This window comes from Paenibacillus sp. FSL R5-0517 (assembly GCF_037974355.1).
Lineage (GTDB): Bacteria > Bacillota > Bacilli > Paenibacillales > Paenibacillaceae > Paenibacillus.
The window spans coordinates 2,314,148-2,336,469 of record NZ_CP150235.1 but is presented as its reverse complement, the minus strand read 5'-3'; the positions used below and the strand labels follow the sequence as shown (position 1 = coordinate 2,336,469).

At 45.5% G+C, this 22,322-nt stretch carries 16 protein-coding genes; 5 read left to right on the top strand and 11 right to left on the bottom strand.

The annotated features are described in order from the left end of the window. Window positions 1-148 precede the first annotated feature (148 nt). Genes MKX40_RS10465 through rpiA form a run of 3 tightly spaced genes read right to left on the bottom strand, consistent with a single transcriptional unit; the run spans window position 149 to window position 1,922 of the window. Entirely contained in the window at window positions 149-610 is a 462-nt protein-coding gene (locus MKX40_RS10465; RefSeq protein WP_339241344.1) for a MarR family transcriptional regulator, read from the bottom strand. A gap of 15 nt (window positions 611-625) precedes the next feature. After that, the gene (locus MKX40_RS10460; RefSeq protein ID WP_339241342.1) at window positions 626-1,225 is read right to left on the bottom strand and encodes a GNAT family protein; all 600 of its coding nucleotides are present in this window, start codon (window positions 1,223-1,225) and stop codon (window positions 626-628) included. Between the two features lie 25 nt (window positions 1,226-1,250). Next, window positions 1,251-1,922 carry a ribose-5-phosphate isomerase RpiA gene (rpiA, locus tag MKX40_RS10455; protein ID WP_339241340.1) on the bottom strand — a complete coding sequence of 224 codons (672 nt, stop codon included), beginning with the start codon at window positions 1,920-1,922 and terminating at the stop codon, window positions 1,251-1,253. Between the two features lie 509 nt (window positions 1,923-2,431). Here rpiA and MKX40_RS10450 point away from each other — a divergent pair. Together MKX40_RS10450 and MKX40_RS10445 are read left to right on the top strand one after the other, a co-directional pair. Then, complete coding sequence (locus MKX40_RS10450; protein WP_339243008.1) at window positions 2,432-4,174, top strand: methyl-accepting chemotaxis protein; 1,743 nt, start codon at window positions 2,432-2,434, stop codon at window positions 4,172-4,174. A gap of 46 nt (window positions 4,175-4,220) precedes the next feature. Then, window positions 4,221-7,931 carry an amino acid adenylation domain-containing protein gene (locus tag MKX40_RS10445; RefSeq protein ID WP_339241338.1) on the top strand — a complete coding sequence of 1,237 codons (3,711 nt, stop codon included), beginning with the start codon at window positions 4,221-4,223 and terminating at the stop codon, window positions 7,929-7,931. Window positions 7,932-8,043: 112 nt separating this feature from the next. Here MKX40_RS10445 and MKX40_RS10440 read toward each other — a convergent pair whose 3' ends face one another. From MKX40_RS10440 to MKX40_RS10430, 3 genes are all read right to left on the bottom strand, one after another. Beyond that, complete coding sequence (locus MKX40_RS10440) at window positions 8,044-8,664, bottom strand: TraX family protein (RefSeq protein ID WP_339241336.1); 621 nt, start codon at window positions 8,662-8,664, stop codon at window positions 8,044-8,046. Window positions 8,665-8,745: 81 nt separating this feature from the next. Continuing rightward, on the bottom strand, window positions 8,746-9,246 hold the full coding sequence (locus tag MKX40_RS10435; RefSeq protein WP_339241334.1) for a GNAT family N-acetyltransferase: 501 nt from the start codon (window positions 9,244-9,246) through the stop codon (window positions 8,746-8,748). A 233-nt stretch (window positions 9,247-9,479) separates the two neighbouring features. Further along, the gene (locus tag MKX40_RS10430; RefSeq protein WP_339241332.1) at window positions 9,480-9,953 is read right to left on the bottom strand and encodes an RbsD/FucU domain-containing protein; all 474 of its coding nucleotides are present in this window, start codon (window positions 9,951-9,953) and stop codon (window positions 9,480-9,482) included. Window positions 9,954-10,212: 259 nt separating this feature from the next. Here MKX40_RS10430 and MKX40_RS10425 point away from each other — a divergent pair, with 259 nt between their 5' ends. After that, window positions 10,213-10,635 (top strand): MarR family transcriptional regulator, encoded by a 423-nt coding sequence (locus MKX40_RS10425; protein WP_339241330.1) that lies wholly within the window; start codon window positions 10,213-10,215, stop codon window positions 10,633-10,635. Window positions 10,636-10,664: 29 nt separating this feature from the next. After that, complete coding sequence (locus MKX40_RS10420) at window positions 10,665-12,002, top strand: MFS transporter (RefSeq protein WP_339241328.1); 1,338 nt, start codon at window positions 10,665-10,667, stop codon at window positions 12,000-12,002. A gap of 157 nt (window positions 12,003-12,159) precedes the next feature. Here MKX40_RS10420 and MKX40_RS10415 read toward each other — a convergent pair whose 3' ends face one another. The 4 genes from MKX40_RS10415 to yicI form a co-directional block, all read right to left on the bottom strand. After that, window positions 12,160-13,458 (bottom strand): MFS transporter, encoded by a 1,299-nt coding sequence (locus tag MKX40_RS10415; protein WP_339241325.1) that lies wholly within the window; start codon window positions 13,456-13,458, stop codon window positions 12,160-12,162. 159 nt (window positions 13,459-13,617) lie between these two features. Continuing rightward, window positions 13,618-16,488, bottom strand: coding sequence for a glycoside hydrolase family 3 C-terminal domain-containing protein (locus MKX40_RS10410; RefSeq protein ID WP_339241322.1), 2,871 nt, complete (start codon window positions 16,486-16,488; stop codon window positions 13,618-13,620). Between the two features lie 19 nt (window positions 16,489-16,507). After that, window positions 16,508-17,518 (bottom strand): aminoglycoside phosphotransferase family protein, encoded by a 1,011-nt coding sequence (locus MKX40_RS10405; protein ID WP_339241320.1) that lies wholly within the window; start codon window positions 17,516-17,518, stop codon window positions 16,508-16,510. A gap of 78 nt (window positions 17,519-17,596) precedes the next feature. Further along, complete coding sequence (gene yicI / locus MKX40_RS10400) at window positions 17,597-19,915, bottom strand: alpha-xylosidase (RefSeq protein WP_339241319.1); 2,319 nt, start codon at window positions 19,913-19,915, stop codon at window positions 17,597-17,599. 173 nt (window positions 19,916-20,088) lie between these two features. Between yicI and MKX40_RS10395 the strand changes: the two genes are divergently transcribed. After that, window positions 20,089-21,009 carry an AraC family transcriptional regulator gene (locus MKX40_RS10395; RefSeq protein ID WP_339241318.1) on the top strand — a complete coding sequence of 307 codons (921 nt, stop codon included), beginning with the start codon at window positions 20,089-20,091 and terminating at the stop codon, window positions 21,007-21,009. Between the two features lie 57 nt (window positions 21,010-21,066). Here MKX40_RS10395 and MKX40_RS10390 read toward each other — a convergent pair whose 3' ends face one another. Further along, a complete protein-coding gene (locus tag MKX40_RS10390) occupies window positions 21,067-21,987 on the bottom strand; it encodes a hypothetical protein (protein ID WP_339241317.1) in 921 nt (306 codons plus the stop codon). Window positions 21,988-22,322: the final 335 nt, after the last annotated feature.

Genomic DNA, 22,322 nt, shown 5'->3' with positions numbered 1-22,322 from the left:
GTTCTGTTCCATTATACATGAATTTTTGATGATCATGTATTTAACGCCATGCATGTATAGAACAATCTTCCTATATTATGGAGGGCCTTGCAAGCCAGTCAGCCAGTATAAGCCTTTACATTTGGTTCCACAAAAAAACTGACCTGCGTTATGAACGCAAGTCAGTTTTCCCTTCTGCCGCCAGTCCCAGCTTCTTCAACATCCGAATCGCATCCACTTTCTCGGAAGGATCAAGTCCTTCCAAAGCATCGATGATGACCTGATGGTGTTGAGGAAATATCTGTGTGAACAATTCTCTTCCTTCATCGGTTAACTCAGCGTAAATGACACGTCGATCTTCCTTGGATGGTCGACGAAACAGCAGATTTTTATTTTGCAACTTATCTACAACATACGTAATATTACCACTGGACATTAGCACTTTTTCACCAATCTTTTGCAATGCCTGCGGTCCCTTATGATATAACAAATCAAGCACACCAAATTCTGTCGTATTCAGTCCGTGACTCTGGATGTCCCGATTGGAACGTGAGGTCACAGAATTGTAGGCCCGAACAAGAACCACGAATAATTGTAAAGACAGTTCCCGGTTGTCCTCCGTGTTCAGCATTTCAATAATCCTCCATCAGTTGTTTACATTTCGGCTCGTATGAGGAGCCAGCTTCTGCTCCCACTCCTCACGGAGCATTCCCATACGAATTGAATCATAGTACTCCCCACGAACGATACGACACTTCCGCATTCGCCCTTCCACCTGTAATCCGGCTTTTACGGCCGCACGCATCATTCGTTCATTACCAGACCAAGTAGTCAGTCCAACGCGAACCAAAGGAAGATGTTCGAACAAATGACTTGACCACATGACAAGTGAACGTGTACCAACCCCGCGTCCCCACTGGGCAGATCTGTATATTACAATCCCCATTTCCAGCCACATGGATAACTCATCTTCTATATAATAGCTGATCGTGCCCACAATTTGTCTGTCGGATTCAATGATACGGATCGATACCGGTTTGGAATCACTTGCATCAACGTCCAATCGTTTGAGCATACCTTGTTCGAAACTTTCATAACTTTCGTGTTTAAGTGGGTAATAAGGTGCATCCCATTGCTTCCATTCAGGTGCGTCATCACAGTAGATCAATTCATAGAGTTCTTTCAGATCCTTTTTCTCCACACACCGGAGAACAAGTTCACCATCCACGATGGGTAGTTCTTTCATGAGATGTAACGCACCCTCTTCCATATTAAGAACGATGGAGCTCTTCGATACTGCCGTCCGCTTGGGCAAGAATGACTGTGCTCGCCATATCCACAAAAAGTCCGTTATCAACAACACCTGGTAACATGTTCAATTGAACATTAAGGCTCGCGGCGTGATCAATCGCTTCCATATGACAATCCGCTATCAGGTTTCCGTTGTCTGTCAGATAACGTTGCTGTCCATCCATCCGCCACTGTGGTTGACACCCCAATTTTTCGAGGGCCTGGAAGGTCCACTCCGAAGCAAATGGAACAACTTCAACCGGAAGTGGGAATTTACCCAACTTTTGCACGGCTTTGCTGCCATCCGCCACAATAATCAATTTGTCACTATTGGCCGCCACGATTTTCTCACGCAAAAGAGCCCCTCCTCCCCCTTTGATCAGGTTAAATTCGGGATCTACTTCATCAGCGCCATCAATGGTCAGATCCAGACGTCCAATCTGGTCAAATGGAATGATAGGAATTCCCCATTCACGGGCAAGCTTGTCCGAAGCCTCTGAAGTGGCAACCGCTTGAATGTTCAATCCATCACGTACACGCTCACCGATTCGGCAGATGGCATAATAAGCTGTTGAACCTGTACCCAATCCAACCTTCATTCCATCTTCAACATATTCCGCCGCACGCTCTGCTGCTATCTGTTTAAGATTCATCTATAAACCCCCGCTGCTCATAATTTGAGAAATGCATATGTAGTTATTATAGATAAAACCGCTTCCGATGTATATCCGTGCCTTCTGTTGCATCTTTGCCATCTTATTTTTGTTTTGTTGAAGGATGTTTTTTTACCCACCATGTTATAGAATACAGAATGAAGCTAAAAAATGGGAAATTTTAAAATAAACAGTTCTAAATACCTATAAACCGTCTGATATGTCCATAAATACGTAAAATATTAAAAAAAATTTAACGATACTATTCAATTTAACGACATTTTATACGACATATTAATTATAGATGTGTTTTAATAATTAGACACCTATGGTTCATACGGTACATAAGTCTCTACGAAAGCGACTGATAAACCAAGACCATGGTCGCATAAATTTCCTTTGGAGGGGATCCCGGAATGATCTAGTTCACTGTACCAAAGCAACCTAAAGTTTCTTAATTTAAAGAAGATCAGGAGTGGAATTTAGTGAAATCATTAAGTTGGAAAAGCATGTCGTTTTTCTCCAAAAATTTGTTACTCTCATTTACCAATATCATTATCATCGGGGTAGCACTTATCGCAAGCAGTTACTATTTTCAAAAAACAGTTCTTGTTGATCAACTGCATGGACAGGTGGAACAAATCACCAAAAAATGGGCTGAAGATATCAATCCCGCCGAGGTACAAGCTGCTATTGCGGAAGGCAGCTATGATGGAGCAGCACAAACGAAATTACGAGCGTATTTTGATGAAATGCAAGAATATTATCCTAACATTGCACAAGCCTACATCTTCGGTGTTGAGCTCGGTGGCGATAACAAGAGATTAACTTCCCTTGTAGCGATGCCGACCAACCTAAGAGAGGCTTTTCAAAGTGAGAACGTAAATATAGGTGACATGTATGAGCAGCCGGTCGTTGTAGCCAACGCACTGAAAGAAATGCTTAATACGGACCGCCCTACATTCACCACATTCTATTCCGATGATTTCGGAACTTGGACAACCATTGCATATCCGATCAAAGACAGTAACGGTAAGATTTTCTCATATTTTGCCATTGATGCAGATGCATCAGCCGTACCCGCAGGACTTAACTCCTTGCTAAAAAACGGAATTATCATCCTTGTGGCTTTCTTGCTGTTATTCCTGATTATCCAATACCTTGTGGTTAAAAACACCCTTTCCCCTATCCGTCATTTGATCAAAGGAATTGATGACGTCAGTCGGGGTAATTTGAATGTCAACATTCCGACAGGCAAAGACGATCTGGGACTCGTTAATGAGAAGTTCAACACCATGGTTCGCAAAATCAACGATACTATCGTTAAAGTGCAAATCACATCACAAGAAGTTAATCAGTCTGCCAAAGAGCTATATGAAGTTTCCGAACGCAACAGTGACAATGCAGATTCTATCAATAACAACGTAACTCAAATCACTTCCAACATTCGTTCACAGGAACAGGCAACCCGAGATAGTGCACGTGCCATGTCCGAGATGGCTACTGTAATCCAGACAATTGCCACCAGCTCCGCTAGTGTAGCGGATGAAGCCTATGAAATGGAACGTCGTTCACAACAAGGTAACAGCGTTGTCCGTCAAGTATCCGAACAGATGAACCTGATTACCGAATCGGTTAAGAATACTGCTTCTGCCATTGAGGTTCTGGAGAGTCGTTCACAGGAAATTGGCGATATTCTCAATATTATCTCGGGAATCTCCAGCCAAACAAACTTGCTTGCCCTGAATGCCTCCATTGAAGCAGCACGTGTTGGTGAAGAAGGAAGAGGATTTGCAGTTGTTGCAGGTGAAGTACGCAAACTTGCCGAGCAGTCTGAACAAGCGACCAGCCAGGTTGGCGTATTGATCCAGGAGATTCAAGCTGGAATCAAACAAGCTGTACGTGCTATGGAACAAGGTACGTCAGAAGTAGATACAGGGCTCAGCGTAGCCGATCAAACAGGTCAACTGTTCGAAGACATTTTAGAAGCAGCGAAAAAAGTATCTAATCAGATTCAGGAAGTATCAAGCGCGACGGAAGAAATCTCTGCGGGTACTGAAGAAATGACCGCTACAGCAGAGGACTTGTCTTCAAGCGTAAGCAAGACTGCAAACAGCAGTGAACAAATTTCCTCATCTGTTGATGAGCAAAAAGCATCTTTGATCACACTGGTAGACTCCTCCACACGCCTTAACAGCATGTCCGAGGAACTCCAAGAACTAATCTCTCATTTCAATGTAAGCAAACAATAATTCAAATCCACAAACATTCGGTTTGAACCAAGGAGGAATAACTGAAGTGATTGAAAACCAACCATCTTCTAGCCATTCCATGGAATCTAGCTTGCCCGTTCTGCAGATTCCACTGGATTTTGGGCGACGTCAACAATCATTCTCTTATCAGTCTGCTCAAATCACATTACATGATTCTCTGAGCCGTGATCTTAAACAGAAGTTTGGAGAACAGATGGTGTACCCGGTACTCCTCTCAGCTTATGCAGCCTTGTTATACCGATTGTCAGCTGAACAGGAACTTGCCATAGGTATACTTGCCCCCGATCAGGCAGCTTCCTATCTTTCTTTACAGATTCAGGGTAAATTGACCTTCAACCAACTATGTCATCAGGTTTCAGAGCAGCTCAAGATTGAATACACGTTGCAAAACGGTGGATACCCTGAAACGTTGTTCATGCTGAATAGCGTACAGTTGCCTCAAGCACCACAAATATTAAATTGGAATGTTCGAGATGATGATCGGAACATGCTCATCCTTGATCTGTTCTATGATAGTTCACTGTTAAAAGAGTCTACCGTGCTGAGATATGCAGAATATTATCAGACTCTTCTACTCGCCCTCGTTCGTGACGGTGAGAAAGCGATCGGTACGGTGGATATTCTTTCCGCCTCAGATCGATTGTTATACCGGGAGATGAATGATACTTCCGTGCTTGAACCAGAGAATCAGACGGTCCATGGCTGGTTCGAAGCAACAGCAGCAGCATATCCGGATTCGCCCGCGATAACATCACCATCCCAAAGTTATACGTACAGAGAATTGAATGAACGAGCGAATCAGGTTGCACGCGTTCTGTTATCCAATGGATTGCAGAAAGGTGAATTCGTCAGTATCTTTATGGATCGAAGTCTGGAGACCATCATCTCCCTGCTGGGTATTCTGAAGGCAGGGGGTGCATATGTTCCAATTGACCCTGAGCATCCAAAAGAACGTAACAGTTATATTGTGGAAGATACGGCGTCTTCATTCGTGCTGACAACGGAAGCCTCTTTTGCACAAGCTACCAGCTTGTTCTCCAGTATAGCTACCGTCCGTCAGATTCTCTCTGTGGATGGTCGTCTAGCCGGATTTGCAGCAAGCAACCCCAATCTGGATATTCAGCCAGATGATCTTGCGTATATTATCTACACGTCAGGGTCGACCGGTAAGCCTAAAGGGGCACTGATTGCCCACCGGGGTGTAACCAACCTTGGCAGTGTGGTTCAACGTGATTGTGACATTCAACCAGGTGATGTATTAACCCAGTTTGCTACATACAGCTTCGATGCATCCGTGTGGGATACCGTTGGCGCCTTGTTCTATGGAGCAGAATTATATCTGTTGTCTGCGGAAGAACGTGTATCTGTTGAAGAATTCGCAAGTGCAATTGAACGGACAGGAACAACGATCATTACGATCCTGCCTACGATTTTCTTCAATCAGCTTGCTTCCTATTTATCCGATGAAGGTTTCCACAAGCTGGCCAAAGTCAGAATCATTACTGTAGCAGGAGAAGCGCTCTATGGTGAACAGGTTCGTGCCTTCCAGCGTAAATTTGGAAACCAGATTGATATTGTTAATGTGTACGGACCTACCGAATGTACAGTAGCCACAGCCACTCACCGCATCAGTGAGCAGGTTCCAGAACATGTGGTGAACATCCCCATTGGTAAACCGATTCATAACTACAAAGTCTACATTGTGAATGAAGAACAACAGCTCTGTCCTGCTGGTGTACCTGGTGAAGTATATATCGCTACCCCTGCACTGGCCAAAGGTTATCTGAATCAGCCAGAACGTACAAAGCAAGCATTCATTGAGAACCCTTTTGCAATAGGTGAAAAAATCTACAAGTCTGGCGATATTGCCAAATTGCTGGATACCGGGTTACTGGAATATGTTGGTCGCAGTGACTCACAGCTAAAAATTCGGGGACACCGCATTGAGATCGGCGAGATTGAAGATCACTTTGCACGGCTTGATCAGATTCAGAACGTTGCGGTCATTCCAAAGAAAGAATCGGATGGACAGAATATGCTGGTTGGGTATTTTACATCAAAAGATGGCAGTACCCTTTCCGTTTCCGACATCAAGGCAGCACTGACCGCGAAACTTCCTTCTTATTTTGTACCAAAGTGGATCTGTCAGTTGGATGAAATGCCGATTGCACCGACTGGAAAAATCAATCGCAAAGCGATGGTCTCCCTGCCTCATGTGGAACGACATGAAGACCGCCCTGACCGGGTTCTGCCGGAGACAGAGACGGAATCCATTATCCTGGATGCATGGAAAGAAATTCTTCAACACGACGACTTCGGTGTCGAAGATAGCTTCTTCAATATCGGTGGTGATTCACTCCGGGTCATTCATGTACTCGTCATTCTGAAGCCACATTACCCGCAGCTGAAAATTGCCGACTTCTTTGCCGAGAAAACAGTCCGTGCTCTTGCTCGTCGCGTGGAAGAACTGTCACAAAGTACAGCAGAAGTAACGCATTCGGCGGTGACGGATGACATGATCACACAATTATCCGAACACCCTGTGGAACTTGCGTCCCAGTTGGGGTATCCGCTCATTCGTGAACCTGAGCATGTGTTACTGACCGGAGCCACCGGTTATCTGGGTTCTCATGTGCTTCAACAGTTAATTCTGAATTCCAGTACACGAATCTACACGCTGGTCCGTCGGCCATCCAATGGAATAACTGCAATGGAACGTTTGACTAACGTGCTGGAAGGATATTTCGGCAAACAACTGACTGATCAACTATCTTCCCGCGTGGAGATTATTGAAGGGGATCTCGAACAACCTAATCTCGGTCTTTCAGCTGAACAAACGGCTTATGTCCATGAACGAATTGATCGTGTCATCCACTGCGCAGCAGACGTACGTCATTTTGGAGATGCCGATCAGTTCGCCAAAACAAACGTGGAAGGAACGGTCGCCTTGCTGGATCTGATTCGTAGCAAACCTGGAGCCTCCTTCCATCATGTATCCACGATGGGCATTCCGGAAGATCTCGCACTCAGCGGACAATGGGAATCCTCCCTGCAATATGATCGGTTCCCGGCTGACTTGCATGTGGACAACCTGTATTCGGACAGCAAGCTTGAAGCCGAGAAAGTACTCATGATGGCGGCCGAGGAAGGTGTACCTGTCAGCATTTATCGTGCAGGTAATCTAACTTGCCACTCGGAAACGGGACGCTTCCAGTCCAATATTGATAGTAATGCCTTCTATCGCATGATCAAAGCCATGTTATTGCTTGGCAAAGCGCCTGCGGCTGACTGGATGGTTGATTTCACACCGATCAACTATGCAAGTGAAGCCATCGTTCATCTGGCCTTACGTCAGGATACAGCCGGCCGTGTGTTCCACATCTGTAACCCGGAGCCGATCCGCTATGATGAGCTGATCCGTTCTGTGAATCGGGCTGGTTACAATGTCGAGACACTTCCTTTTGCCGAGTACACCCGTTGGTTGTTCGATGCCAGCATCAGCAAGGAGCCGGAAGCTCTTCAGTTGGCTATTGCACAGCTTGAAGGCGACGGAGCGAAGGATTCAGCTTATGTCTATGCTTGCCCTGTCACAACGGCTTATGTGGAACCTGCCGGAATCTCATGTGCGAAAACAGATGATCGATTCATCTCCGTCATGTTAGACTACGCTGTTCAGATTGGGTATTTCCCCGCCGCAATTCGGCGCCAGTATGGCACTTCAACAGCAATGGAGTAAGTCCACTCTAGCATCAACCTGATTAATATATATAGCCACACAGAGAAAAGCCATCTTATCGTCATTCACTGACGGTAAGATGGCTTCTTCACTTTGCATTCTGGGCATTATTTTATGTCCAGCGAATGATTGCAATGACGGCGAGGTGAGCTGGATAGAAATAGCGCCAGACCCATCGTGGCCCCTTCATCCGGAATCCTGCTTGGTAATACTGAGCAACAGCAATACCAGCGGTGGCCAACACGCTATACATTTGCACAGAGCTATGATGCAGCAGAAGATATAGTGCATTTAACACAACATGTGCCATAACAAGCACAGGACCTTGGAAATAACGGAATAACAGAACCAATAACAACCCGTACATTCCGTAATCCATTTGGCTAATTTCCATGAACCAACCTGCCCCAATGACGATTGGAATACCCAGTAGACGGGAAGGCAGTTTATCGATAACGAATAGAACCAACAGGGCAGACCACAATGTCCATACCACGTTCAGAGAATAATGATTAAACGCAGCCATGAACGGCACCTGTGATATTATCGCAATCCAGAACAGACGCCATATGTATTTTTGTACATCTCGTGTATGTTTATAACCGATATACACTGCAAAAGCATAGATTGGAAAAGCGATACGACCTATAATTCTCAACTCTATAATATGTGGAAAAAAGACAGCCCCTATATGATCAATTAACATCGTGATCATGGCAATCCACTGCATCATGTTGCGACTCCCCTCCCTCGGTCCCTATTACGGGTCTGCCATTCATTTATATCATGCGCATGCGCTTTTTTGAGCACCCTCTTATACATTAAGTTCATAATACATGAATTTGGTATCCTGTGCATATCCTTCGGATTCATATAAAGCTTGCGCTTGCGTGTTAGTTAACTCAGTAGAAAGTGATATACGAAGAACTCCACGCTCAGATGCCAATTGCTTGGCTGCTTGCAACAGTTTTCTTGCAATGCCTTTCTGACGATAATCAGGATGCACATATAGATCATTAAGCACCCAGATCGGCCCCATCGATACCGAACTGAAACTGGGATACAGCTGAACGAATCCGGTACAACTCAAGCCATGCGAACTTGGCATACCATTACAATCATCTTTTCCTTGATCACTTTCCACATCGGTTTCTGCTACCAAAATCACCGAGTCATGGCGTTCCATTCGTTCTTTAATATACTGACGTGCTGCATCAATGTCAGCATTCTGGTTGTAGAACATCCTGTACTCATTGAACAATCGACCCACCTCATTGCATTCTGGAAGACCCGCTTGTCTGATTCGTTGCTGCACTTCACTCAACTCCTTTGATTGGAGACCAACGTCTCATCCTTTGTGATCTTTATATTTTAAAATAATCCCTTCTCTTTCCCCATTCATCATCTGTATCAAAGTTTGTAGTATCTTGGGCATTGAGCTGAATATTCGTTCGTCCATGCCAATTCTGAACATTTTGTTATACTGCCTTGTTATTGGCAAAAATAAAAAGGCGACCAAAGCATCCGCTGCTCCGTCGCCGTAAATATTCAGTTCGATTCAGCGTTCTGTTGTTGCTGACCAGGATCAGCATCAGGGAAAATGACGCCTTTCTTCAGAATCAGATTGGCATATTGTGCACGCTCACCCGTTGCAACAATCACATAGGCATTCGAAGCACGTTTATAAAAATCAAATCGCTCTTCATGATCCAATGCATCCGTGATGCCTTCATATTCTTCAATTAAACGGCGATAGTCTTCCCATATGATCGGTACCACCTGATCCCCTTTTACAACCTGCATGACAGCAGCGGGACGCTCAGCATAGGTATCCAGTGGGTATAATTGCAGGATGGCTTCCAATAGTTCGACAACTCCCAGTGCATCACAGCGCACCAGTCGCTTGGCATGACTCGCTGCCGGGAAATTGCCGTCAGCCAGCACCAGCTCGTCCCCATGCCCCATTTCAGACATAATTTTGAGCAACTCTGGAGGAATTATTGCAGGGATATTTTTCAGCACACACAGCTCTCCTTGGTCTTCTCCAACAGCGGTTAGAGGAAATTGGGTTTCTCCATTCTTCAAAAGCACGATGATCTTGCATTGAATCGAAGCGGTTTCATTACCATTCTAACAGTATTTTTTAATCCATGTACAGTGTTCCGGCTTGACTGATATGGAATATTTCATTTTGACAAAAATACTTGTTTCACATATAGTTGTTATAACAACTAATTGATTCAGAACTTTTTATGATGGAAAGCGAGGTCTCGTTAATTATATGGACTACACACTTGAGCAGTCTGTCGGATTCATGTTGGGTTTCACGCATCGTAAAGCGGTAGCCCTACTCGCAATGCGATTCAAACCTTATGATATTACAACAGAGCAATTTTCTGTGCTGTTTAATGTTGACCGTGGGGAAGGTGTGAATCAGAAAGAACTTGCTTCACGTGTCTTCAAAGACCAGCCCACCACAGCCCGGATCATTGATCTGCTTGAGAAAAAAGGTTGGGTAGAACGCCGGACCAGTGAACACGATCGCAGAGCCTATCTGTTATATCTCACTAAGGAAGGCAAAGCGTTAATTGATGTCCTCGTTCCGATCGAAAGAGAAATGAATAAAGAACTTGCTGAAGGTATATCCGAAGACCAGATGGAAGCATTTAAACATACTCTTTCCCTCATTAATCGCAACTTGTAAGAATCACAACTCAGGGGGAATACGTCATCATGAAAGAACAATCTACACAAGTTAGGCTATGGACCACCGATTTTATTTTGCTAATGCTATGCAACTTTTTGTTATTTCTACAACTGCACATGATCGTCTCACCACTTCCGTCTTACGTTCAGGAGCGATTTCACGCTAATGCATTTGAGGTCAGCCTCTTCACCTGTCTGTTTGCACTAAGTGCCATTGCAGCCCGTCTCTACTCCGCGAAAGCACTGGAGAAGGGTCTTCGTAACGCCATGATCTATATCGGCCTCTCCGTAGCCCTGCTGGCAACGCTCGGCTATTATTTTGCTGCGGGCATAGCCGTGCTCTTGTTGCTGAGAATGTTATTTGGTATCGGGTTCGGTATGAGCAGTACCGCTTTTCCAACGATGGCCTCGGACATTGTGCCCGTCAAACGAATGGGTGAAGGCATGGGTTACTTCGGGCTATCGACTAGTCTGGCTATGTCTATGGGACCCATCATAGGGGTGACCCTGCTCCAGGGTGCCGGATTTGTAACCCTGATGTTATGTACTGCTGGTGTTCTCGCTGTAATCTATCCACTTAGTTACACGCTGACCCGTAAAAAAGCCGCCAGAAACAATAACAGTGAACGTATCATTCCACAAGCTACTACAAGTGATTCAGGATCCAACCCAAAACAAAAGACACCGTTCAACCGCAAGCTGATTCTGCCCAGTGTGCTGAATTGCCTGTTATCCATCACCTATGGTGGGCTCGTCGGATTCATCGTCTTGTATGGCAAGGAAGCCAATCTGGCCAATCCTGCGCTGTTCTTTTTGTTTAATGCACTCGCCGTGTTATTGGTTAGACCCTTTGCAGGACGAATCTATGACAATAAGGGTCCAAAAGCACTGCTGATTCCAGGAGCAATCTTCATTGCTGCCGGACTCATTCTACTCTCATATGCATCCTCCATGTCAGTCCTGTTCATTGCTGCCTTTTTATACGGGATAGGCTATGGTTCCATGCAGTCGTCTCTGCAGACCTGGATGATTCAAGTCGTATCTCCTTCTCAACGTGGCATGGCTAATGGCATGTTTTTGAACTCGCTGGATCTGGGTATTGCGACAGGTGCGCTTCTTCTTGGCGCCATTGCGGCCATAACGAGTTATACCGATATGTACCGATATTCCGTGATGTTTATGATTCTGTTCTTGCTTATATATCTGATTCAGGGAAAACGAAGCGGCAGCTTCTCCATAGAAGCTCATGCTCTGCTCACTCATACTCATATCCCTGCAACGGATTCACCTCAAGATCAGAACAAGGATTCATCTGGAGCCATCCCCACCGAAACTAGCCAGTCAGATAAAAGCAAACACGACTGATTGGTTACAATCATTCTGAACATAAAAACGCGTTTACACCGAGAAAGCAAATCACCCGCTTTCTTAGACGTAAACGCGTTTTTTTATCGGAACAGATCTGAATATTAAATCGACTTAAGACAGCCCGGAAATGAACGTAGCATACAGGACCTTCAATTTAAAGTGGACTTTTCTTGCGCCTTATCGGGGCATAACCACTACTTGTCTCCATTCGATCGATGTGCCGTTCCTGTTTCTGTCCGCTTCCTGAAGTAGGTTGGTCTCCTTTATCCGGCTTAACTGCGAATAATGTAAGTAGTCCTCCTACAGCTGCAGAAGCAGCAAGCACACCAAAAAGCAAAAAATGTTGTTTGCCAATGAGCAAAGAAACAACAGGTGGGCCGAGTGATACACCGATGAATCGCATACTACTGAACAAAGCCGTAATCGTACCTCTCTGCTTCTTGTCCACACCTTCTGTAATTAGAGCATCCAGACATGGTAAGGTTGCCCCTATTCCCGCACTTCCCAATGTGAATAGACCCACGACTACGTAGATATTATCGAAAACGCCAATAACACCCAGCGAAACGGTTACAAGAATAAGTCCTGTGAAACCAAGCCACTTCATGCGAGGTTTACTCTTTCCAATCCACTTCCCTGCGAAAAAGGAAAAAAGACACAGTGCCGCTAGTGGAATGGCAAGTACGAGACCTTTAACAATGCCCTTCATGGCGAACTCGCTCTCCAATGTCTCGGATAGATAATAAAGCACACCAAAAAGAATAAACATACAAATTCCACCGATCGCAAACAAGGCGTACAACCAGCGTCCTTTTTCTTTTAGTACATCCTTAATGGAAGCCAGAAATTCTGTAAAGGTGGGCGGTTTTTCTTTTTTCTTTGGTGTTTTCACCAAGAATATAACCAGGATCAGCGACAGAACACAGAGTACGGGAATAGCCATAAAAGGTAGGTACCATAACCAAACAGCCAGTGCTGCTCCCAGAATTGGACTTAACACTTTACCAAATGTATTCGAAGTTTCAATGATTCCCAGGCTTTTAGATACCTGATCTTCATCATTGAACATGTCCCCAACCAAAGGAATCACAATCGGGAATGCCCCCGCTGCTCCGACCCCCTGCAATAACCTGCCACCTAATATGGTCCAGTAGGCTATATTTCCGCTTAACATCCATGCAGCCACACCAGCTACAGCTCCCCCAACGGCTGCAATGATGAGACTCGGAATAATGACTGCTTTTCTGCCAAAACGATCAGACAAATACCCTGCAAGAGGAATAAGCAGGATGGCAACTACAGCGTAGACTGTAATGAGCATACTGACCTTAAATGCAGATACCTTCAACTCACGTTCAATCTGTGGCAGGATCGGTATAAGCATGGAGTTACCCAAGGTCATAATTAAAGGGATGGAAGCAAGTGCGACGAGGTCCCACTTTTTATCGTTCATACCACAACCACCTTTACAGATTCTACACACAACAGCATTATTGTGCTTGTTTCGGAGGTTGATTATTCAGGACATGCTGGATGTTACCGCTTGTTCACACAAATAAGCTGCCTGCACATATTAGTGCAAGACAGCTTATTTGGCTTATAATGTCTAGAACTACACCAATCTAAAGTGGCGTAACGCTGCTCCACCTTTGAAAATAATATACAGCTCATTCACCTGATGTGACGCCTCAAGCGAACACTGGACCGTTGTCCACTTGATATCTTTCCCATTCACACTGCCTCCGGGTCCAGAAACCACACACACACCGAGCAGTTCGCCCTCCAATCCTCCAGAACGAATCTCCAGTCTGCCCTCTTCCCCATAAGCTGCCACTCTGGCTTCAAATCCTTGTATGTCCTGAACAGCGTTATGGTTGAAAGCGATCCAGGATGACTGACCATCGCGATACAAAGGTTCTTCCCGAGTGATTGCCCGAACTGCCGAACGTCCTTCCAGACATTCATCCAACAGAACACCTCTACAAGCATCGTAATTCTCGGCAAAGGTAAGCATGTGCAGCGGACGATCAGGAATCGTCTCACCTTCAATCTGAATATCTGCCGACTGGCGAATATCAACGGAAGAACGCCCTGCCAGGATAGCCCAGGTCGCTGTCTCCAGGCAGTATCGATCTCGGGTAACATCCCATAGCGCCAGCTTCTGAACAGGAACCTCGAAATCTATTGTAACACGCGTCCCTGCCTTCACATGGATACGACGAAAAGCAAGCAGTTGCTTCTGAGCACGCTTCACTCGCGAGGTATATGAAGATCCATAGATTTGCACGACTTCATCACTATCACGTTCACCTGTATTGTGTATCTCCACTTCAATCTTCAAATGATCTGTGTTGGTATCTTCCACCGGGGCACTACGACTTACACGAATCGCCTCGTATTCAAACTCCGAATAGGTCAGGCCATGACCAAATGCATATTGGATCGGTCCTTGATGATACATATAGGTCATGCCACTCTGAATAATGTCATAATCCATGATGTCAGGAAGCTGGGATTCATCTTCATACCATGTCATGTTCAGTCTGCCTGCCGGGGCATAATGACCTAACAGCACATTCGCAAGCGCATTACCCAATTCCTGACCTGCATGTGTCATATATACAATTGCCCGGGCAATACCTTTCAACTCCTGCAAGGCAAATGGATAACTGCCCATAATGACAACCACCGTATTGGGATTCGCTTCACACACGGCTTTGACAAGTTCGACCTGATTCGGCGGAAGCAGCAGACTCGGGCGGTCGATTTCTTCTTTGCCATTGATGTACGGGCTGTTGCCAACAACAACGACCGAAGCCTGACTGTCACGTGCTGCTTCTACGGCTTGTTCTATTCCGCGTGCCACAATGTCGATCTCAAAAACCGCTGGTTCTGCCTGTGGTGACACTGGCGATAAAGCAGAATGTCCCTGATGTTCGCTCATTCCAACGGGAATACCATTCCACGTCCGCAAGATGTTACTTCCATTCGTTTGGGGATCAATTCGAACAACTTCCTTCACAAACCAGCCGCCAATCTCTGGTGCGTTTGCCTGATAGACGCCTTGCTCGGTTAAACTAACGTATCGATGATTGTTCACACTTCTCAGCGTATGACTTCCCGAGCCCCAATCCTGATGTACAAACTCGGCGGCTGCAGGTGCACTGTCCTCCGGTACGGCGACGAGAATACCTTCCGCTCCCAAGGAAATAACCTGTCCGTCTGCTGTCTTCAACTGAATACGGTCATTCCCGTCTGTATACGTTACGTCTGTTTGGGGTAATCGATTACGCAGCCCATCGAGGACGGATACACGATAAGGCAGCGTGCCACTGTACCAATCAGTATAGACCACATCGGCAAGTGGTCCAATGACACTGATCTTCTGTAATGCTTCCGGCTTCAAGGGAAGTAATCCATCATTTTGCAGTAAAACAATGGATTCGGCAGCAGCACGATAACTGAGTTTGGCGTGCTCCGGTGCACATAGTACCGACTCAGGTATAGACGCATAGGGGTTGCGTCCGGATTGATCCAGTTGTCCGAGACGCATCCGTACACCGAAGATGTTACGAATCGCTCGGTCCAAATCAGCTATCTCCAACAGCTTCTGCTCAAGAGCATCTTCCAGAGCAGATACGACTAGATCAACCTCATCCGTAAGACAATCCACTCCTGCCTTTAACGCACCTGCTGCGGATTCGGCATGACTGGTGTGATAACCATGATAGTTCACTGTCTGAGACAGATCCCCTCCATCACATACAATAAAACCTGGCATCGCCCACTCACCCTTAACCACATCATTCACATATGGACTCTCAATGGCAGGTGTACCGTTGATGGAATTGTAAGCTGTCATCATGGACAAGGCACCGCCTTCCACAAATGGTGTCTCAAAGGCTTTTAAATAATATTCCCGCAGATTCCGCGGATCGATGCTCGATGAACAATTCAGCCGATCTTTCTCATTATTATTGGCAAAAAAGTGTTTCAATGTCGCGACCATTTTCAGATAAAAAGGATCATTTCCCTGCATACCTTTGACGAGAGCTGCCGACATTTCACCCGTAAGAACCGGATCTTCGCCATATCCCTCTTCCGTTCTGCCCCAGCGTGGGTCACGTTCAAGGTCAACCGTCGGTGCCCACAAGGTTAACCCGTGAACTTCTGGATTACGGTGATGGTATGCCCTCGCCTCATCGCCAATGACTGAACCAATCTCTCGCATGAGTCTCGTATTCCAGGTACTCGATAGACCGAGCGGTTGCGGAAATACCGTTGCCTCTCCTTTCCATGCAACCCCGTGGGCAGCTTCGCCCCCAACGTTGTAGGCTGGAATGCCCAGTCTTGGTACAGCCGCTTCGCGAGTAGGTATTAGTCTGATCTTCTCTTCCGTTGTTAATCGTGCAATCAGGTCATCCAACCGTTCCTCAAGTGAACGTGATGCATCCCACATCGGGTATTGATGATACTCCTTCATCCTTCATTCCCCCTGCGAATTAGTGATGTGCAAGTTGCTTCCATTGCTCAAGTAAATCCAGCGTACGCTGGCGATACTTCTGACCATCTTCAGGTTGATTGACCTGATGTTCATGAACGTAAGCATTAAAATATGAAGACAGTATTCGGTACGCAAGTCTCCGTGCCTGTCCTTCTGGGGACGGGTCCAGTGGATGATCATATCCTTCATGAAAAGCCACCGATTCTGTCGACAATATGGCTTCATACTCCCTGTCGGCAAACATGGAACGATCTCCATCAATGATGGCCGCAATGTGTAGCTCACCCTTTTCCTCATGAACAAGCACATTCGCTTCCCACAGGTCATTATGAACCAGTACCGGACGGGTCACCTGATCAAATAAGTCTTTATTTTTCATGAATATAGCTGCGATCTCTTCCCCCACACCTGGCATATAATCGACTTGTGCCGCTTTGAGTGCCGTTTCTTCAGCAAAAGAGTGCAGCACCTCGGACCATTGATTCGAGCCTTTAATCGTCCCATCTCCTTGTGGCCAGCCAAACGATGCACCCTCGATCTGATGCATGATGGCGGTATACGCACCAAGCTGATGATACAATCGCTCTTTGTCCATGCCTGAAATCGATGCGTGATTTAATTGCTTACTGGGAATAAACGTCATAAACATGTACGTTCTTGGAATGATGGACCCGCTATCATCACAGGCGATAATGTTTGGAGCAGGAATGCCTGTCTTACGGTAGTATTCATACACAATCGGTTCAGCTGCCATCATCGTACGTTCGAACGAAAAGAGGGGATCACTCGCAGAACCGGCTGCCATCTCTCCCCGCTCTGGAGCCAAACGTAAAATCACATCCGTATGGGTTGCATGATCAAGTTGAATCCGATAGGTTGTATTGAAAAGCCCTCCTTGCAGGAGTGCAAACCCCTTCACTTTGGTATCGCTTCCAAAATTAATCTCTACCAATTGATGCAGCATCTCAGCCGATATCGTACAGTGCAAACCCGAATTCATCGTACTCATTTCATTCAATCTCCTATCCTTGTAGACAAACAGACGGCACCTTGCGGCACCGTCCTTTCGTCTATCTACTATATCACTTTACAGTTGAATTGTAAGCGAGGTTGCGCCTGTTGCTGCCGTAATAACAACACCAGTTGCACCAGACACTTGGGAACCACCTTCAACGCTGGATACACTTTCAATACCGCGAAGTACGATGTTCCAAGGTTTACCTGCACCTTCAGCATGAACATCCAGCACTGATCCATTACGTGTAACGTTAACTGTCAGTTCCTGTTCAGCAGCTTGGTTCACAACGACAGCTTGAGCCGTTTGACCATCAGCCAGTTCGAACAAGTGCAGGGACACATCATTCGCAAAGTCATAATCCGGTTTATGATCTACAGCACCGACAGCAATCAGGCTGTTTGGTTTAACCATCATTGGAAGCGTTTTGAAGTCATGATTTTCACTGATCCAGCGTCCACCTTGTACTTTCGCTCCTGTCAGGTAGTTCGTCCAAGTTCCTTCAGGCAGGTAGTAACGCACATCGCCTTCCTTGTTGAAGATTGGCGCCACGAGAATTGAATCACCGAACATGTATTGCGTATCCAGGTTATATGTTGTTGGGTCCTCCGGGAAATCGAGCAGCATTGCACGCATCATCGGAATACCTTTTACCGTTGACTCCACCGCAGAATTGTACAGGTACGGCATCAGGCTGATTTTGAGTTTGGTAAAGTCACGAACAACGTCCACGGATTCCTCGTCAAACAACCAAGGCACACGATACGAAGTGCTGCCATGCAGGCGGCTGTGTGAAGATAAAAGTCCGAATTGTACCCAACGTTTGTATACGTCAGGGCTCGCTGTGCTTTCGAAGCCGCTGATATCATGACTCCAGAATCCAAAACCGGAAAGCCCAAGCGAGAGACCACCGCGAAGCGATTCAGCCATCGATTCATACGTGGAAGAGCAGTCACCGCCCCAGTGAACCGGGAACTGTTGACCACCTGCTGTTGCAGAACGTGCAAACAGGGCAGCTTCGTTTTTGCCAATCTTCTCTTCAAGCAATTCAAATACAGCTTTGTTATAGAGCTGTGTGTAATAGTTGTGCATTTTAACCGGATCAGAACCATCGAAGTACACAACATCTGTCGGAATTCTTTCACCGAAGTCAGTCTTAAAGGAATCTACACCTTGATCCAGCAGGACTTCCAGCTTGCTCTTATACCAATTCACAGCATCCGGATTCGTGAAATCAACTAGAGCCATACCTGCTTGCCACATATCCCATTGCCATACGCTGCCATCGGCTGTTTTAACCAGATAACCGTTCTCCATACCTTCATCGAACAAGTAGGATTTCTCTGCAATATATGGATTGATCCAGGCACAGATTTTGAGACCCTTCTCTTTCAGACGTGCAAGCATGCCTTCCGGATCCGGGAACATCGCTTCATCCCATACAAAATCAGACCATTGGTATTCCTTCATCCAGAAGCAGTCAAAGTGGAATACAGACAGCGGAAGATCACGTTCAGCCATGCCATCTACGAAATGGTTAACGGTTGCTTCATCATAATCTGTTGTAAATGATGTGGTCAGCCACAGACCAAATGTCCATGCGGGTGGAAGTGCTGGTTTACCTGTCAATTTCGTATAATTATCCAGTACATCCTTCGGATTGTCGCCGCCGATAATGAAGTACTCCAACGTCTCCCCTTCTACACTGAACTGTACTTTAGATACGTTCTCAGATGCAATCTCATACGATACGCGCTCCGGATGGTTTACAAATACACCATATCCTTTATTGGACAGATAGAAAGGAATGTTTTTATAGGACTGTTCACTGCTTGTACCGCCATCTTCATTCCAAGTATCTACGATTTGACCGTTTTTAACAAACGGTGTGAAGCGCTCACCGAGTCCGTAAACGTATTCACCAATGCCAAGATCAAGCTGCTCGCGGAAGTACGCTTCCTTGCTCGGACCTGTAATATAACCAGCCGCTCGTTGACCGCTACCAGTAATGCGTTTTCCTCCATACAGGAAGCTGACGTCCCAACCGTTTGTTTTATCGATTTGAACTTCCAGATTGCCGCTTTTCAGAACAGCCCCTTGTTCATTTTTGGAGATCTCAACGTTTGCATCTTGCGTATTAAGCTCAAATACAGGGCCTTTTTTCACTCCGCCTTTATGGTGATTCAACGTTACTCGAATAACGTTAGGCATAGGTGAGCTGTACGTTGCTTTCAGCAATGTACCGTTCAACGTGTCGCCTTTGCTACGAATATATTTAGTTGCCGCATATACGGTCAAGGAATTTTCTTTTTGTACAATATCACGAATGTCAGTCGGGTTTTGAATCTGATACCCTTCACGAGTCATCCAGAATCCATCAGTAAATTTCATGTTTTCTTTCCCCCTTTGGTTATACTATAATAATATTGATATTAATGACGAATTTCTTCTCTTATTTTGACCAAATATATCACGATTTTGATAATAACCATCCGATTCTTGAACATCAGCACCAATCTATGGAATCGATTACATTAATAATGATACAAAAAGGAGAATCTGATATGGAACGTGAACGATTACGGGAAGACCGAATCCACGGGAATGCCATGTATCCAGTCAGTGTATACCCGGATATACAACAACTGAACGGCGATAGCATTCTGGATTGCCACTGGCATGATGAAATGGAGTTCACCATGGTTACTCAGGGCTGTGCGGTCTTTCAGATTGATATGAACACCATTGAGGTTCAAGCTGGAGAAGCCATTTTTATCAATCGAGGTGAGATTCATGCAGGTTATCTGAAGGGTGATGTTCCCTGTGTATTCTCTTCCATTGTATTTAATCCCGAGCTGCTTGGCAGCCGTACCTTCGATACGGTACAGGAGAAATTCATCGGTCCACTGGTGCGCAAAACCGTAGTTCCCCCTTTTCATATCAAAGCAGATGAGGATTGGGGACAAGAAATTCTGGATCACCTGAAGCGCATATTTGCCGATCATGCTGCCCGAACAGAAACGTGTGAAATGTCAACGAAAGCATACCTGTATCTCATATTTGCCCGAATGTTCGAACATATGAAACCTGTTCCGCTCAAAGGCACCGTAGCTACAGGGAGCCATGACAAGGTAGAGCGCCTGAAATCCGTGCTCGGGTATATCCACAAGCGTTATCCTGAACCATTGAAGCTGAAAGAACTGGCCGATGAAGCCAATATGAGCGAAGGACACTTCTGCCGTTTTTTCAAACAGATGGTGCAGAAAACCCCGGTTGATTACATTAACTATTACCGCGTTCAACAAGCCTGCGTCCAGCTTGAGAATACGGATCACAAAATTGTTGATATCGCCATGGATGTCGGTTTTGATCATCTAAGCTACTTTATCACCACATTTAAAAGGCATAAAGCCACAACGCCTTCACAGTATCGCAAAATGTTCTATGAGAATGTGGCCATGGAATCTGCCTTGGTTCAGGTATAATAGAAGAAGGTGCTCACAGCTCTCTGGCTGCAAGCACCTTCTTTATTCATTGGTGTCTCACTTTTTCAATGTCTTCCATGAAGTGTATTCATGTACGGAGAAACCGTTAAAGGACGCATGTACTGAAGCCATTTTTTCGACCAACTTCAATTGTGCTTCCATATAAGCAGATCCCTCTTCATAAAAAGTAATGAAGTCGCCTTCCTTACTTTGCTTTGTTTCCACAGCTATGGAGATCGTTTTGCCAAGCAGAGCCGCTTCTGCAAGTTCATCCTTCGCTACACTATAGATTGCAGCAGCTGTATCACGGTAAGCCATAATCGTAATGGAATCAAACTTTCGAATCATCCAGCTGCTAACCGCCATCGTTGAACCCGGAATTTTGTAGTTATCGAGCCAGAATGGCAGATCAGCCGCTACGGGCATCTTCATCCGTGATGCTCGCTCAACAATGTACTCCACATTTCCTTGCCACTGGGTAATCACACTGGCCTGATTGATTTTCCATTGCGGATGCACATGTGGCTCGATATCCAGATGAATACCCGCAAATTTCTCATTGGGTAATGCCTGCGCTTGATAAGCTTCAATCCAGTCCAGGAAAGATGCAATCTGTTCCCGACTTTCCGTCAACCCCCAGGCCGATCTTCCATCCATCACGTCAACCGCAATATTCTTGGCTCTCGCCTGGCGGATAAAGCTTTTATACTCAGGAATTTTTATATCCCGGTTCATCTGTAGATAGATCGTATTGATCTTATTGGCTGTAGCGTAAGTTAACACCTCTTGAGGATTACTTCGGATCTGGGTGGTATCCCACACCCATGTCGCTCTCACGGGTGTATCAAGTTTCCCATGAATCGTTGCATAACTGTCGACTGAACCATCTGCAATGGCTTTGGAAGAACAGGCTGTACTCGCGCACAGAATCAAACAACACAGTAACAAGATAAAACGATACCCCTTTTTGCTTTTCATATTTGTACACTCCCTCTGAAGTTATCAGCCCTGACGTGCAAATCTGGATGAAATTGTGTCGTTTCATATTCATTTAATGGAACCTTATTAGTTACGACGAATTTAGATTGCTTCTATATGCAATATCATCTTTAAGACTTACGACGAAAGAATCATATAATTATATTTCGGGAATTCGTAGTTCTGTATGTATAGTTCAAAAGTCACAATTACTCACTATTTTCTAAATTGACTCCTATTTCAGCGGGACTTCAGTCATTATTGGCATATGTACACCAAGAACCAGAAGACCTAGAAAGCGTTTTCTCCCAAAACGCACAAAAAAACCGCCCTAA

What these genes read in the sequence shown, in the direction of transcription:
- MKX40_RS10465 (WP_339241344.1), bottom strand. Translation starts at nt 610, where the DNA reads ATGCTGAACACGGAGGACAACCGGGAACTGTCTTTACAATTATTCGTG.
- MKX40_RS10460 (WP_339241342.1), bottom strand. Translation starts at nt 1,225, where the DNA reads ATGAAAGAACTACCCATCGTGGATGGTGAACTTGTTCTCCGGTGTGTG.
- rpiA (WP_339241340.1), bottom strand. Translation starts at nt 1,922, where the DNA reads ATGAATCTTAAACAGATAGCAGCAGAGCGTGCGGCGGAATATGTTGAA.
- MKX40_RS10450 (WP_339243008.1), top strand. Translation starts at nt 2,432, where the DNA reads ATGTCGTTTTTCTCCAAAAATTTGTTACTCTCATTTACCAATATCATT.
- MKX40_RS10440 (WP_339241336.1), bottom strand. Translation starts at nt 8,664, where the DNA reads ATGATGCAGTGGATTGCCATGATCACGATGTTAATTGATCATATAGGG.
- MKX40_RS10425 (WP_339241330.1), top strand. Translation starts at nt 10,213, where the DNA reads ATGGACTACACACTTGAGCAGTCTGTCGGATTCATGTTGGGTTTCACG.
- MKX40_RS10420 (WP_339241328.1), top strand. Translation starts at nt 10,665, where the DNA reads ATGAAAGAACAATCTACACAAGTTAGGCTATGGACCACCGATTTTATT.
- MKX40_RS10415 (WP_339241325.1), bottom strand. Translation starts at nt 13,458, where the DNA reads ATGAACGATAAAAAGTGGGACCTCGTCGCACTTGCTTCCATCCCTTTA.
- MKX40_RS10410 (WP_339241322.1), bottom strand. Translation starts at nt 16,488, where the DNA reads ATGAAGGAGTATCATCAATACCCGATGTGGGATGCATCACGTTCACTT.
- MKX40_RS10405 (WP_339241320.1), bottom strand. Translation starts at nt 17,518, where the DNA reads ATGAGTACGATGAATTCGGGTTTGCACTGTACGATATCGGCTGAGATG.
- yicI (WP_339241319.1), bottom strand. Translation starts at nt 19,915, where the DNA reads ATGAAATTTACTGATGGATTCTGGATGACTCGTGAAGGGTATCAGATT.
- MKX40_RS10395 (WP_339241318.1), top strand. Translation starts at nt 20,089, where the DNA reads ATGGAACGTGAACGATTACGGGAAGACCGAATCCACGGGAATGCCATG.
- MKX40_RS10390 (WP_339241317.1), bottom strand. Translation starts at nt 21,987, where the DNA reads ATGAAAAGCAAAAAGGGGTATCGTTTTATCTTGTTACTGTGTTGTTTG.